The organism is Pseudomonas sp. LBUM1656, assembly GCF_059716065.1.
Genome location: NZ_CP166800.1, coordinates 4,799,626 through 4,813,960, shown reverse-complemented (window position 1 = coordinate 4,813,960; position 14,335 = coordinate 4,799,626). Strand labels below are relative to the sequence as shown.

The following is a 14,335-nucleotide window of genomic DNA, read 5'->3' as shown; positions in this document are numbered from 1 at the left end:
GTTGACGTTTCGCACAGGCCTTTGGCCGCAGCCTCCGTGGAAGAACCTAATGAAAAGCGCAGAAATCCGTGAAGCCTTCCTTCGCTTCTTCGAAGAGCAAGGCCACACCCGTGTAGCCTCCAGCTCTTTGATTCCGGGCAACGACCCAACCCTGCTGTTCACTAACGCGGGGATGAACCAGTTCAAGGACTGCTTCCTGGGCCAGGAAAAACGTGCGTACACCCGTGCGACCAGCAGCCAGAAATGCGTGCGCGCCGGTGGCAAGAACAGTGACCTGGAAAACGTCGGTTATACCGCTCGTCACCACACCTTCTTTGAAATGCTCGGTAACTTCAGCTTCGGTGACTATTTCAAGCACGACGCGATTACCTTCGCCTGGACCTTCCTGACCGGCGTTCTGAAACTGCCGAAGGAAAAACTGTGGGTCACTGTCTACGCCTCCGACGACGAAGCGTATGAGATCTGGACCCAGCAAATCGGTGTGCCGGCCGAGCGCATGATCCGCATCGGCGACAACAAAGGCGCGCCATACGCGTCCGACAACTTCTGGACCATGGGCGATACCGGCCCGTGCGGCCCATGCACCGAGATTTTCTACGATCACGGCGACCACATCTGGGGCGGCCCACCGGGCTCGCCGGAAGAAGACGGCGACCGTTACATCGAGATCTGGAACAACGTGTTCATGCAGTTCAACCGCACCGCCGATGGCGTGTTGCATCCGTTGCCAGCGCCGTCGGTGGATACCGGCATGGGCCTGGAGCGGATCAGTGCGGTGATGCAGCACGTCAACTCCAACTATGACATCGACCTGTTCAAGAACCTGCTGAGCGCATCGGCCGAGGCAATCGGCTGCGAAAATGGCGATCAGTCTTCGCTGAAAGTTGTGTCCGACCACATCCGTTCGTGCGGTTTCCTGATTGCCGACGGCGTGATCCCGTCTAACGAAGGTCGCGGTTACGTCCTGCGTCGGATCATTCGTCGTGCGTGCCGCCACGGCAACAAGCTGGGCGCGACCGGCAGCTTCTTCTACAAAATCGTCGCGGCACTGGTCGCCGAGATGGGCGAAGCGTTCCCGGAACTGAAGAAGCAGCAGAGCAACATCGAGCGCGTGCTCAAGGCCGAAGAAGAGCAGTTCTCCAAGACTTTGGAGCATGGCCTGAAGATTCTCGAGCAGGACCTGCTGGAACTCAAAGGCACCGTGGTGCCGGGCGACGTGGTGTTCAAACTCTACGACACCTACGGTTTCCCGATGGACCTGACGGCGGACATCGCCCGCGAGCGTAACCTGACCGTCGACGAAGCCGGTTTCGAGCGTGAGATGGAAGCCCAGCGTGTTCGCGCGCGTTCGGCCAGCTCGTTCGGTCTGGACTACAACACGCTGGTCAAGGTTGACGTGGCCACCGAGTTCACCGGCTACAAGGCCACCAGCGGTTCGGCGAAAATCGTCGCCCTCTATAAAGAAGGCCAGTCGGTCGACGTATTGAGTGAAGGCGAAGAGGGTGTGATTGTTCTCAATCAGACACCTTTCTATGCTGAGTCTGGCGGTCAGATCGGCGATTGCGGTTATCTGCAAGTCGGCAGCAGCCGTTTCGACGTGCGCGACACCACCAAGACCGGTGGTGCGTTCCTGCATCACGGTGTTCTGGCGTCCGGCAGCTTGACCATCGGCGCGCCGGTTGAGACTCACGTCGATGCCGACGTGCGTCACGCCACTTCGCTGAACCACTCGGCGACGCACTTGCTGCACGCCGCGTTGCGCCAGGTGCTGGGCGATCACGTTCAGCAGAAAGGCTCGTTGGTCGACAGTCAGCGCCTGCGCTTTGACTTCAGCCACTTCGAAGCTATCAAGCCTGAGCAACTGAAGGCCCTGGAAGACATCGTCAACGCCGAGATCCGCAAGAACTCTGCGGTTGAAACCGAAGAAACCGACATCGAAACCGCCAAGAAAAAAGGCGCCATGGCGCTGTTTGGCGAGAAGTACGGCGACAACGTGCGCGTGCTGAGCATGGGCGGTGATTTCTCCGTCGAGCTGTGCGGTGGCATTCACGCCAACCGTACGGGCGACATTGGCCTGCTGAAAATCATTAGCGAAGGCGGTGTGGCTTCTGGTGTGCGCCGTATCGAGGCAGTCACCGGTGCTGCGGCACTGGCTTACTTGAACGCTGCAGAAGAACAACTCAAGGAAGCGGCCAACCTGGTCAAGGGCAGCCGCGACAACCTGATCGACAAGCTGTCGGCTGTGCTGGAACGCAACCGTCTGCTGGAGAAGCAACTCGAGCAGTTGCAGGCCAAGGCTGCCAGCGCGGCGGGCGACGATCTGTCGGCCTCTGCCCTGGACGTCAAAGGCGTGAAAGTGCTGGCCGTGCGTCTGGACGGTCAGGACGCCAAGGCGCTGCTGGCGCTGGTCGATCAGCTGAAAAACAAACTCGGCCGCGCAGTGATCCTGCTCGGCAGTGTCCATGAGGAAAAGGTCGTTCTGGTTGCAGGCGTAACCAAAGACCTGACTGGCCAACTCAAAGCCGGTGATTTGATGAAGCAAGCCGCTGCGGCAGTGGGCGGGAAGGGCGGTGGTCGTCCAGACATGGCGCAAGGCGGTGGTACTGACGCTGGCGCACTGGACGCGGCACTGGCCCTGACTGTTCCATTTGTAGAGCAGGGTTTATAAGGCAGGGTGTCCGGCCCGCAGTCTAGTGGCGGGCCGGAACGCTGTTTGAGTGATTATTTGGGCGCCCTTCATGGGCAGAGGCGGCTTTGAAATGGCTTTGATCGTACAGAAATTTGGAGGCACCTCCGTCGGCACTGTCGAGAGAATCGAGCAGGTCGCCGACAAGGTTAAGAAATTCCGCGATGCCGGCGATGACCTGGTGGTTGTCCTGTCGGCCATGAGCGGCGAAACCAACCGTCTGATCGATCTGGCCAAGCAAATCAGTGGCGACGGCCAACCGGTTCCGCGTGAGCTGGATGTGATTGTTTCCACGGGCGAGCAGGTGACAATTGCACTGTTGGCCATGGCACTGATCAAGCGCGGTGTGCCAGCGGTGTCGTACACCGGCAATCAGGTGCGGATTCTGACGGACAGCGCGCACAATAAAGCGCGTATCTTGCAGATTGATGACCAGAAGATTCGTGGTGATCTGAAGGCAGGTCGTGTGGTGGTTGTCGCCGGTTTCCAGGGCGTTGACGAGCACGGCAACATCACCACCCTCGGTCGTGGCGGTTCCGACACCACCGGCGTGGCGCTGGCAGCGGCCTTGAAGGCTGACGAATGCCAGATCTACACCGATGTCGACGGCGTCTACACCACCGACCCACGTGTGGTGTCCGTGGCCCAGCGCCTGGACAAGATCACCTTTGAAGAGATGCTGGAAATGGCCAGCCTCGGTTCCAAGGTGTTGCAGATCCGTGCGGTGGAATTCGCCGGCAAGTACAACGTTCCGCTGCGCGTACTGCACAGCTTCAAGGAGGGTCCGGGCACCCTCATTACTATTGATGAAGAGGAAACCATGGAACAGCCGATCATTTCCGGCATCGCTTTCAATCGCGATGAAGCCAAGCTGACCATCCGTGGCGTGCCAGACACCCCGGGCGTTGCATTCAAGATTCTCGGCCCGATCAGTGCCGCGAACATCGAAGTCGACATGATCGTGCAGAACGTTGCGCACGATAACACCACCGACTTCACCTTCACCGTGCACCGCAATGACTTCCAGGCCGCGCAAACCGTGCTGGAAAACACCGCTCGCGAGATCGGTGCCCGTGAAGTCGTGGGTGACATCAAGATCGCCAAGGTCTCGATCGTTGGCGTCGGCATGCGTTCCCACGCAGGCGTGGCCAGCCGCATGTTCGAATCCCTGGCGAAAGAAAGCATCAACATCCAGATGATCTCGACGTCGGAAATCAAAGTCTCCGTTGTGATCGAAGAGAAGTATCTGGAACTGGCTGTGCGCGCTCTGCACACGGCTTTCGAACTGGACGCACCGGCCCGAACGGGCGAGTGATGCGTTTGCCAAAGGGCGCGGTCTGACCGCGCCCTTTGTCTTTTTTGAATAGCGCGACCCAGGAACTGTTCTTTTGCTCGCGCTGGTCAATACTCAGGCATGTAGGGCTGCGATCGTTCCGGTTGTAGGTCGAGTGCCTTTTTTTTGCAGACTGTTGTCCCTGAAATGAAATGCGTGAGGAGAAAGGTATGCTGATTCTGACTCGTCGGTGCGCAGAAAGCCTGATTATTGGTGATGGCGAAATCACCGTGACCGTGCTCGGCGTCAAAGGAAATCAAGTGCGTATTGGCGTTAACGCACCTAAAGAGGTTGCGGTTCACCGTGAGGAAATTTACTTGCGGATCAAGAAAGAGAAGGACGACGAACCAAGCCATTAATTTTTATCGTTTTTTATGTTTGCAAACGGGGAAGAAGCTGGTTAATATACGCCCCGTGTTGCGGAGAGCTGGCCGAGTGGCCGAAGGCGCTCCCCTGCTAAGGGAGTACACCTCAAAAGGGTGTCGGGGGTTCGAATCCCCCGTTCTCCGCCATTATTTGCGTAGTACGTTGTAATCTGGCTTTTTCGGTAAGTGTTTGAAATTACTAGAAAAAGTGCTTTACATAGAGATTAGACGGCCTATAATGCGCGGCAACAAATGCACTCGTAGCTCAGCTGGATAGAGTACTCGGCTACGAACCGAGCGGTCACAGGTTCGAATCCTGTCGAGTGCACCATTTAAGAGTTGTTTGCAGTAATGTGAATGACTTGGCTTCAACCAGTTGTGATCTGGTATAAAAACACAAATGCACTCGTAGCTCAGCTGGATAGAGTACTCGGCTACGAACCGAGCGGTCACAGGTTCGAATCCTGTCGAGTGCACCAAACACCAAAAAGCCCGCGTTTAACGCGGGCTTTTTGCCGTCCGGGATTTGGCTTTTCCCTTCGTGCATCCTTTCTCATCGAACTCGACATGTGCGCTACGACCTCGTTTTATGTCGTAGCGATAGCTCGTGGCTGAATTGCGAATACTGATCTTGTCCGGTTTGCCCAGAGCGCTCTCGACGTCCTGTTGAGTCATGCCGGCGACAATCCGTTGATTGATGATTGCTTCGCGACGCTCCTTTGCGGTCATCAGGTTTCCACACTTGTCCTCAATCTGACCGACAACGGTTGGCTCCTTCCTTCTGGTTTTTGCTGTGGGTGTTTCCCGAGCGTCCGCCTCAGGCATCATCGCTACCGGGTTAACGGGTGTGAAGGTGCGGACATTCTGCAGAGAGAGGCTCTCACCTTCCGTGCAACTCATCGTCGTGAAGGTGAGGCGACCGTCGGGAGCCTCGCAACGGTGAATGGTGGCGGCCTGTAGTCGGGGCGAAAGGCAGAGCAGGGCAAGCAGTAAAAAATAAAGGGTAATCGATGGCATTAAACGTCCTCCATGACGGTCCATGTCAGGGTAGCCGCTACATTTTTCGACGAGGGTGTGTTTTCTTTTCAGAATGAGTCGTCGCAGTTGGAGAGATCAGGACTGCACTCAGCTTTGTCTTGCAACCGCTTGTTTCAGCCATGATTTTTTAACGTTTAAAACCGTCGGGCGGTGTATCATTGCGCCCGTCAGCCCCGCCGGGGCTTGTGGAATACCTCCATGGACTTACCCAGTAGTTACTCAGTACCCCGTTTTTCCAATCATGAATTGACTGATTGATCCTTCCGGCGTGCCCCGCTGCTGGGAGTGGAGTTCGCCTATGTCTGAAGTTGAAGTAAAGAAAACGCAGGAAAGCTTGCAGGACCGCCTCGCTCAAGTCGTTGAGCTGCTGCAGCGCCAGCGGGTGGTCGAAGACCTGACTCACCGCCAGGAAGGTCCGCATCACGAACGGGTCGAGAACCTCGTTCACCGGCAAAATCTCGTCGAGCTGCAACGCAAGCTCGATGATCTGCACTCCGCCGACGTTGCCTACATCCTTGAAGCCTTGCCGCTGGACGATCGTCTGACGCTCTGGCAATTGGTCAAGGCTGATCGCGACGGCGACATCCTCCTCGAAGTATCCGACTCGGTTCGTGAAACCCTGATCGCCGACATGGACGATCACGAACTCCTGGCTGCGGCCAAGGACATGGATGCCGACGAACTTGCTGACCTGGCTTCCGAGCTGCCGCGAGACGTCGTCCACGAACTGATGGAAACCCTCGATAGTCAACAGCGTGAGCGCGTCCGCTCCGCGTTGTCTTATGACGAGGAGCAAGTCGGTGCACTGATGGACTTCGAGATGGTGACCATCCGTGAGGATGTCAGTCTCGAAGTGGTTCTGCGTTACTTGCGTCGTCTCAAGGAGCTGCCGGGCCACACCGATAAACTGTTTGTGGTCGATTACGACGGCGTGCTCAAGGGCGTGCTGCCGATCAAGCGTTTGCTGGTCAACGACCCGGAAAAACAGGTGTCGGAAGTCATGGCCAGCGACCCGGTGAGCTTTCACCCGGACGAGGACGCCTACGACGCCGCTCAGGCCTTCGAACGTTACGACTTGATCTCGGCGCCCGTGGTCGACAAGAACGGCAAGCTGATCGGCCGTCTGACCATCGACGAAATGGTCGACCTGATCCGTGAAGAGAGCGAGAACGAAGTGCTCAACATGGCGGGTCTGCGCGAAGAAGAAGATATCTTCGCCTCCGTCTGGAAATCCTTGCGTAACCGTTGGGCCTGGCTGGCGGTCAACCTGATCACTGCGTTTATTGCATCCCGGGTAATTGGCCTGTTCGAAGGCTCCATCGAAAAACTGGTGGCACTGGCGGCATTGATGCCGATCGTGGCTGGTATCGGTGGCAACTCGGGCAACCAGACCATCACCATGATCGTTAGAGCCATGGCGCTGGACCAGGTGAGCACCGGCAATACGTCACGACTGATGCGCAAAGAGTTGGTCGTCGGTTTGATCAATGGCCTGGTCTGGGGCGGCGTGATTGGCGTTGTGGCCTATCTGCTTTATGGCAGTTGGTCCCTGGGCGTGGTGATGACCGCCGCCATGACGCTTAACCTGTTGCTTGCGGCATTGATGGGGGTTTTGATTCCGATGACCCTGGCGCGGCTTGGGCGCGACCCTGCGATGGGTGCCAGCGTGATGATTACTGCCATGACCGACAGCGGCGGGTTCTTCATCTTCCTCGGGCTGGCGACGATCTTCTTGCTCTGACTTGTCTGCTTTTACGAACCCGCCAAATCGGCGGGTTTTTTATTGCCGAATTTCAGGCAAAAAAAAGCCAGCGATTATGCTGGCTTGAGCGTTCGGGTTGAAATCAGGAAGCGTCTGCGGCCATTTCGGCGTCATGGGCAATCAGCGAAACAAGAGCATTTTGCTGACGGTGGGAGAGTTGGCGGAAGCGTTGCAACAGTTCACGTTCATGCAATGACAGCTCCGGGCTGTCCAGGCGCATGCTCAATTCTTCGCCCAGTGCACCTTCCTGAATAAGACTCTGCTCAAGGCGCGCAATGATTTCGGAGTTCATGCTGCGATGATGATTGCGAGCCACTTCGGCAATGCGTTCACGCATTCCGTCTGGCAGACGTACGACGAACTTGTCAGCCGTACGGCTGGAATAAATTGCCTGTTTCAATGGGCGCATATATTTAACCGGTTAGTTCAGGGGAGCGGTTCTCGGGATTGGCCGCAGGATGTCTGATAGGACAAGGTCTCTGGCCAAATGTTCAACCTGAATTGATAGAGGCTCGCATCATGCCTCAAAGCAGCCAGATCATTGGCGTCAATTCTGTGACAAATATTGAGCTGGGTAAAGGCGTTATGCCAGCACCATTATCAAAAATGTGGACTGGTTGGAAAACTTTGCCCCATGCCCATATTGCTGACCCGCATCCTCTGCCCGACAGGTGATGCCCGAAGACGCCTGAAGGTGCATGCTACGCGGATTCGATCCTTGGTCCTTACCTTATACAGGATAGTGGCAAATGGCCGATTTACTAGTGGCAGACCCGCAGAGGAGGGTGATTCAGGATGGATGGCACGTTGATTTACTTGATGGGGCCTTCCGGATCCGGCAAGGACAGCCTCATCGAAGCGGCTCGACAGCCTTTACGCTCGATGAACGGCGAAGTGGTACGCCGGGTTATCACGCGTTCGGCTGAATCTGTAGGCGAAGATGCCATCGGAGTCTCTCGTGAAGAGTTCCAGCGACGCCAGGACGCGGGTGACTTCGCCCTGTCGTGGCACGCCAATGGCCTCGATTACGGAATTCCGCGCCAGATCGACCATTGGCTGAAGGAGGGCCGTCATGTATTGGTCAACGGCTCTCGCGCCCACTTGACTGAAGCGCTGCAACGCTATCCCACGCTGCTGCCGGTGGTGTTGACGGTCAAGGATGAAGTGCTGCGCGAACGTCTGCTCCGACGTGGCCGGGAGAGCGTTGAGGAGATTGAAGCAAGGTTGCGGCGCAACGGACTGTTTACGGCGGACGAATCACTCGGTGACATGCAGATCCTTCGAATCGACAACTCTGGCGAGCTTGCTGTCACCGTTGAACATCTTTTGAATGCGCTGAGGCTCAGCGTAAAACGGGATCGAACTTGATTTTGCGCCCGACAATCAGTGCCAGCACGAACAATACGCCGAAAAAACTGCAGGCAATCAGGGGCAGGGTGGCGACCGTGTCCGGAACCAATGACAAATGAAGAACGCCGCTCAGTAAGGCGAGGATCAAACATCCTGCGGCTAATTTGGACATGCTGTGCTCCTGATGGGGTGATTCAAAATACCAAGCGTTCCGAAGACTGCGACACCAGCGGGTAATTGTGCTGGATCACGTCCTGGCCAACAAAGCCGCGCTGATCGCTCATCACCGCCAATTGTGGGGCTTTTTGCAGCTGGAGGTAATGAGGCATCCGGTGCGCGACATGCGCAGCGTCGTTCTCGGCGGCAAAATGACCGCCCAGCAGGACAGTAAGGGCGATCGCATTCGAGAGTAAAAGGACGCTGTTCATGAGGCTGACCTCGGTTGTTCGTGAGAACAGCTAAAGCAGTCCGCGTGCCAAGAGTTTAACGGCTATTAAATCCTTTAAAAACAAGGAATTAACTTATTTCTCAAAGATGTGCTCCTTGCAAATTGCAATGATGGCATTTTGAGAGGATGCAATTTGCACGGTAAATTAAGCCACGAAGACGAAGGGCGTCTGCCTACACTTAAAAAGCACTGCGGACGACATGACAAAAGCAGGCTTGCCCGTTAACATGCACGCCGTCCCTCGCACCGCAGACCTCGCGGGCGATCTGTGTCTCAGTAGCTCAATTGGATAGAGCATCCCCCTCCTAAGGGGAAGGTTGGCAGTTCGAACCTGCCCTGGGACACCACTTGATTTTCAGCCTTGCGCTGTAAAAAAGCCCCGCCGGAGAACTCCTCCCGCGGGGCTTTTTCATGCCCGGTCAACCCGACGATCTACATGGCAAGACTGCCATTGCTGTGCCTTACTCCTCATACCACTCAGGGAGCGAAACAATGCGACACAGAGGCGCATATTTCTGGTTATGGACCAACACCAGGCTACCTCTCCACACCCATGAGGAAGTGCTCAGCGATGGTGTGCAGGTCGAAGTGCAGGCGCGGGTCAGTCATGAGGGCATCACTCAGGTATTCATCGGTATTTACGCTGACAGTGGCTGGGCGATTTGCGAGGAGTTTCACGACAGGGTTGCGGGTGAGTATTACTGTGTCGCATTGAAGTGGGGCGCTCAGCGGGCGAGAGCGCTGGTGGTGGACACTCAGGCGTTTGTCGCGCCGCATCGGGTGCAATTGACGCTAGGCACGGTGATCACCGATGAGCCGACATTGGCCTTGCGGCGCATGGAAATGACCGAGCGTGAGCGTTTGAAAATCCGCTCTGAAGACGCTTGGTCGGAGTATCTGGCGGCCAAAACCGCGATGCTTGAGCTGATGCGCGCCACCAAAGTCGATCCCACGGTCTGGGCCGACCACAAGGAGCGCCTGCGGCAGGCGATTGACCGGCGCATCAGTGTGCAACGCGCCTATTTGTGCTGACTCATTGGCCGATTGGTAAACTCGAAGAACGCCGCAGCGCCTCGATGGTTTCGATCAGGCTGTCGTAGGACACCGGTTTGCCAATGTGCTGATCAAAACCCGATTGCCGGGATTTCTGAATGTCACTGTTGGCGCCGTAGCCGGTCAGCGCGATGGCCGGCACATCCTTGAGCAACGGCAACTGGCGTAATGCGCTCATCAGCTCGTGACCGTTCATGACCGGCATGCCCAAGTCCGAAATAATGAGGTCGAAACGCGTGCTTTTTGCTGCGTCCAGAGCGGCCGCCGGGCGGTCGAAGGCGATCACTTGCGCGTCTTCCATTTCCAGCAGTATTTTCAAGGTTTCCAGCACCTCGGCGGAGTCGTCGACCAACAGGATGGTCAAACCGCTCAACCTTCCGGCCGCTTCTTCAACGGGGGTGGCGGCTTGAGCCTCACCGTTGGTTTTGGCCAGCGGCAAATAGACGCTGAACGTACTGCCTGCGCCCAATCCGGCTGATGTCACTTCAACCGTGCCTCGTTGTGCCTCGGTCAATTGACGCACCAGCGACAGACCAATCCCCAGCCCTTCACGGTTGTGCGTGGCATGCTGCTTTTCGGCCTGCCCAAACAGGTCGAACACGTGCTCCAGGTTCTCGGCGGTGATGCCGGCGCCGTCGTCCTTGACGTCCAGCCGCACCTTGTTCCCGGCCTGACTGGCAATCAATTGCACGTGCCCGTTGGGCGGGGTGAATTTCAGTGCGTTGCTCACCAGGTTCCAGATGATCTGTTCAAGGCGCGTCGGGTCGGCATGGACCATCAAGGGCTGCGAAGGCACGTGCAGTTCGACCGTGGTTTCGTGTTGCTCGTTGAAGACCACGGTGTGGATGTCCCGCAGCACGCTGACAAGGTCCACGGCGACCGGTTGCAGCCTGAGCTTGCCGGTACGGACTCGGGCGACATCCAGCAGGTCATCGATGATCCGCGCCTGGCTGTTGACCGCATCGCAGATCGTGTTGACGGCTTTGGCGGCGGGTGCCAGGGTCTTGGTCACCGGCAGGCGCCGCAGCAGTTCGGCGTTGAGCTGGATCAGGTTCAGCGGATGCTTGAGCTCGTGGGACATGACCGCGAAGAACTCATCCTTGAGGTAGCTGGTGTTGCGGGTCTCGGCCAGCTCCTGGCTCTGCGCTTCATGCTGACGTTTGTGCCCGGTCAGGTCCCGGGCGATCTTCACGTAGCCTCGCAAGTTATCGCCGCTGAGCAGGGTCACCTCGCCGCTGCAAAAGAACCGACTGCCATCCTTGCGCATGTGCCAGCGCTCGTCATCGTTGCGGCCGTGAGTGCGCACAGCCAGCAGTTCGCTGTCAGGCGCACCGACGGCGCGGTCTTCCGGCGAGAAGATGAAATCGTAGTAGGCGCCTTCGGCTTCGGTCTTGCTGTAGCCGAAAATCAGCTCGGCGCCTTTGTTCCAACTGGTGATCACCCCTTGCTCGTCAAGGGTGATGATCGCGTAATCGCGGGTGCTTTCGGCCACCAGGCGCATGCGTTCTTCGCCCAGGCGCAGTTCTTCTTCGGCGGCGCGGCGCTTGGTGATGTCGATGAAGGTCAGCACCGTGCCGTCGATTTGGTCTTCGCTGGAGCGGTAAGGCAGCAGGCGGGCGATGTACCAGCGGTTGTCGGTGCTGCTGACCTCGCGCTCGATCATGTTCAATGACTCGAACACCGATGCTGCGTCGCCCACCAGGTCTTCGTAGTGCAGGCGATGGGTGATGTCGAGCAACGAGCGGCCCGTATCCACCGGCAACATGCTGAAGATGTCCGTGGCCCGCGGGGTGAACCATTTGATGCGCATGCTGCGGTCAACGAACACCGTGGCAATGTCGGTCGAGGCGATCAGGTTGGTCAGGTAGTCGTTGATCTTGTCGGTTTCTTCAACTTTGGTCTTCAGCTCGTAGTTGACCGTCAGCAACTCTTCGTTGATCGACTGCAGTTCTTCCTTGCTGGTTTCCAGTTCTTCGGTGGCCGAGCGCAGCTCTTCGTTGATCGCCTGCATTTCTTCATTGGAAGCCTTTAGTTCTTCGCTGGAGACTTCCGATTGTTCGATGGTGTCCTGCAAGTGCAACTTGGTGCGTTGCAGTTCGCGTTCAAGGTTGGACAGCACCTGGCTTTCGGTTTGCAGCAGGGTGGTGGCGGCCTGTTCCGAAGGATCGACTTCGGCCTCTTCGAAAATCACCAGGACGAACTCGCCGTCCGACTCGTCGTCCTTATAAGGCTGCGCCATCAGGTCGACCTTGTAGCGCCGATTGTCGCGGGTGATTGGCACTGCACGGGATTTCACGACCAAACCGCTCTGTTGGACCTGGAACAGTGTGGTGCGAATCTCCAGACGCAACTCGGGCAGGATCAGCGTCAGCAGGTTACGCGACAACTCACCGCCGACATGGCGCAGGAAACGCCCGGCGCTTTCGCTCATGTGCAGGACGTCGGCGTTGGCATCGACGATCATGCTAGGAGGCGCGGCGCGTTCGAGGGCGCGCTGATGAATGTCGGCAACGGACAGTTTGCGCTGCACCGCGCTTTGCGGTGCCTCACGGGAAATAGTGGTGCGCACGTAACCGCCACGGGGCATGGTCGGGGTGCGTCGGCTATTGGCGGTGCCGGTCTTCGCGCGAAAGATCCGGTTGCGTTTGTCCACCGGGGCGAACAGCTCGTGGCACGCATCCGCGCTCTCGGAAGAACCCAGGAACAGGAAGCCGCCCGGGCGCAGCGCAAAGTGAAACATCTGCAGGATTTCACGCTGCACTTCGCGATCCAGGTAGATCAACAGGTTGCGGCAGACGATCAAGTCGATCTGAGAGAAGGGCGGGTCGGACAACAGGCTGTGCTTGGCAAACAAGACCTTTTCGCGGATCTCCTTGCGGATCCGGTAATGGTCGTCTTCCTTGACGAAGTAATGCCGCAGGCGCGTTGGCGGCACGTCGGTCACGATTGCTTGCGGGTATAGACCGGCTCGGCCGATGCTGATCGCACGCTCGTCAATGTCGGTGGCGAACAGTTGCAGCGAGGCTTTGCTGGCGTCCAGTTGCAGCTGATCGTTGAGCAGCATCGCCAGGCTATAGGCTTCTTCGCCCGTGGAGCAGCCGGCGGACCAGACGCGGATTTCTTCCTTCTCGGGCTGCGCCGACACAGCGGCGCTGACCAGTTGCGGTAGGACGTCACGCTCCAGGACTTCAAAAGCCTCGCGGTCGCGGAAGAAGTTGGTCACGCCAATCAACATGTCGCCCAGCAGGGCTTTGGTTTCTTCGGGGTTGTTTTGCAGGTAGCGGAAATAGGCGCCCAGGTCGGGTTGCGCCGTGACCTGCATCCGGCGCTCGATACGCCGCAACACGGTCGCGCGTTTGTAGTGCTTGAAATCATGACCGGTGCCGGTGCGCAACTGGATCAGGATGTCGTGGAGCATCTGTTCGGCGAGCACCGCTTCACGCTCGGACACTGAGGCGAACGTTTGCAGTTCCGGGTCATTGGCGGTGGGCAGGCTGATTTCCTGTGAGTTTTGCCACAGCTCCAGCAGCTTTTGCGGCATCTCCACCACCGGCAACACCAGATCGACATTGCCGGTCTCGATGGCGGCCCTGGGCATGCCGTCGAACTCGGCATCTTCCGGCGCCTGGGCCATGGTGATGCCGCCGTGTTCCTTGATCCGCGACAAGCCGACCGCGCCATCGGAGCCGCTGCCCGACAGCACCAGGCAGAAGGCGCGCTCACGGTGGACTTCGGCCAGGTCGCGGAAGAACAGATCGATCGAGGCGTGTCGCGCTTCGCGCAGGTCGTTGCTGCTGACCTCAAGCACGCCGTCATTCATGGTCAGTCGCTGCGCCGGTGAAATGACGTAAACGTGGTTTTTCTCGATCCGCACGGTCTCGGTGACCTGCAGGACCGGCATCCGGGTCGATTCCTGGATGATCTTGTCCGCGATGCTCTGATGGTCAGGCGACAGGTGAAGAATGATCACGAAGGCCATGCCGTTGTCGTGCGGCATGTTCTCGAAAAACAGTTTGATGGCTTGCAGCCCGCCTGCCGACGCACCAATGCCCACCACCGGGAAGTCCAGTGTGCTGGGGCTCAGGGCCTCTCGCTCAGGAGAATCGGCCGAGGGTGGGGGAGTGGTGGTCATGACTTCAGCCTTATACCGGCGACGGGGGATGAGTTGAGTCCAAGAGGAGATAAACGCACTCCAATGAAGCAGGATAATCCCGTTTTTCAATAACACCTTCAAATATTTAGCGACACTTCAAAGGCGGGATTTCTCAAGGGAATGGCACTCCTGGCCGATAACCCGAAC

General features: G+C 57.6%; 11 protein-coding genes and 4 tRNA genes. 10 read left to right on the top strand and 5 right to left on the bottom strand.

Annotation, left to right across the window (positions count from 1 at the left end; all coding sequences use genetic code 11):
• Positions 1-49 precede the first annotated feature (49 nt).
• The 6 genes from alaS to ACA072_RS21680 all read left to right on the top strand — a co-directional run bounded on the left by alaS (position 50) and on the right by ACA072_RS21680 (position 4,863).
• Complete coding sequence (gene alaS / locus ACA072_RS21705; protein ID WP_497620483.1) at positions 50-2,668, top strand: alanine--tRNA ligase; 2,619 nt, start codon at positions 50-52, stop codon at positions 2,666-2,668.
• Between the two features lie 91 nt (positions 2,669-2,759).
• The gene (locus ACA072_RS21700; RefSeq protein ID WP_008033100.1) at positions 2,760-4,001 is read left to right on the top strand and encodes an aspartate kinase; all 1,242 of its coding nucleotides are present in this window, start codon (positions 2,760-2,762) and stop codon (positions 3,999-4,001) included.
• Positions 4,002-4,189: 188 nt separating this feature from the next.
• Positions 4,190-4,378 carry a carbon storage regulator CsrA gene (gene csrA, locus ACA072_RS21695; protein ID WP_003178872.1) on the top strand — a complete coding sequence of 63 codons (189 nt, stop codon included), beginning with the start codon at positions 4,190-4,192 and terminating at the stop codon, positions 4,376-4,378.
• Positions 4,379-4,440: 62 nt separating this feature from the next.
• Positions 4,441-4,531, top strand: a tRNA-Ser gene (locus ACA072_RS21690).
• Between the two features lie 107 nt (positions 4,532-4,638).
• A tRNA-Arg gene (locus ACA072_RS21685) sits at positions 4,639-4,715 on the top strand.
• 71 nt (positions 4,716-4,786) lie between these two features.
• A tRNA-Arg gene (locus ACA072_RS21680) sits at positions 4,787-4,863 on the top strand.
• Between the two features lie 19 nt (positions 4,864-4,882).
• Here ACA072_RS21680 and ACA072_RS21675 read toward each other — a convergent pair.
• A complete protein-coding gene (locus tag ACA072_RS21675) occupies positions 4,883-5,401 on the bottom strand; it encodes a cell envelope protein SmpA (protein ID WP_497620480.1) in 519 nt (172 codons plus the stop codon).
• A gap of 319 nt (positions 5,402-5,720) precedes the next feature.
• Between ACA072_RS21675 and mgtE the strand changes: the two genes are divergently transcribed.
• Positions 5,721-7,163 carry a magnesium transporter gene (gene mgtE, locus ACA072_RS21670; RefSeq protein WP_109634081.1) on the top strand — a complete coding sequence of 481 codons (1,443 nt, stop codon included), beginning with the start codon at positions 5,721-5,723 and terminating at the stop codon, positions 7,161-7,163.
• A 103-nt stretch (positions 7,164-7,266) separates the two neighbouring features.
• Here mgtE and ACA072_RS21665 read toward each other — a convergent pair whose 3' ends face one another.
• Positions 7,267-7,593 (bottom strand): Arc family DNA-binding protein, encoded by a 327-nt coding sequence (locus tag ACA072_RS21665; protein WP_003178899.1) that lies wholly within the window; start codon positions 7,591-7,593, stop codon positions 7,267-7,269.
• A 386-nt stretch (positions 7,594-7,979) separates the two neighbouring features.
• Between ACA072_RS21665 and phnN the strand changes: the two genes are divergently transcribed.
• Complete coding sequence (gene phnN / locus ACA072_RS21660; protein ID WP_497620478.1) at positions 7,980-8,552, top strand: phosphonate metabolism protein/1,5-bisphosphokinase (PRPP-forming) PhnN; 573 nt, start codon at positions 7,980-7,982, stop codon at positions 8,550-8,552.
• On the opposite strand, the gene ACA072_RS21655 is transcribed toward phnN, so the two are convergent.
• Both ACA072_RS21655 and ACA072_RS21650 read right to left on the bottom strand, forming a co-directional pair.
• Positions 8,527-8,706, bottom strand: a complete 180-nt coding sequence (locus tag ACA072_RS21655) for a PA3371 family protein (protein WP_497620476.1) — start codon at positions 8,704-8,706, stop codon at positions 8,527-8,529. The genes phnN and ACA072_RS21655 overlap by 26 nt on opposite strands.
• 22 nt (positions 8,707-8,728) lie before the next feature.
• On the bottom strand, positions 8,729-8,962 hold the full coding sequence (locus ACA072_RS21650; RefSeq protein ID WP_497620474.1) for a hypothetical protein: 234 nt from the start codon (positions 8,960-8,962) through the stop codon (positions 8,729-8,731).
• A gap of 290 nt (positions 8,963-9,252) precedes the next feature.
• On the opposite strand from ACA072_RS21650, the gene ACA072_RS21645 reads away from it, so the two are divergent.
• Positions 9,253-9,329, top strand: a tRNA-Arg gene (locus ACA072_RS21645).
• A gap of 145 nt (positions 9,330-9,474) precedes the next feature.
• Positions 9,475-10,014 carry a hypothetical protein gene (locus tag ACA072_RS21640; protein ID WP_497620472.1) on the top strand — a complete coding sequence of 180 codons (540 nt, stop codon included), beginning with the start codon at positions 9,475-9,477 and terminating at the stop codon, positions 10,012-10,014.
• Position 10,015: 1 nt separating this feature from the next.
• On the opposite strand, the gene ACA072_RS21635 is transcribed toward ACA072_RS21640, so the two are convergent.
• Entirely contained in the window at positions 10,016-14,167 is a 4,152-nt protein-coding gene (locus ACA072_RS21635) for a CheR family methyltransferase (protein WP_497620470.1), read from the bottom strand.
• Positions 14,168-14,335: the final 168 nt, after the last annotated feature.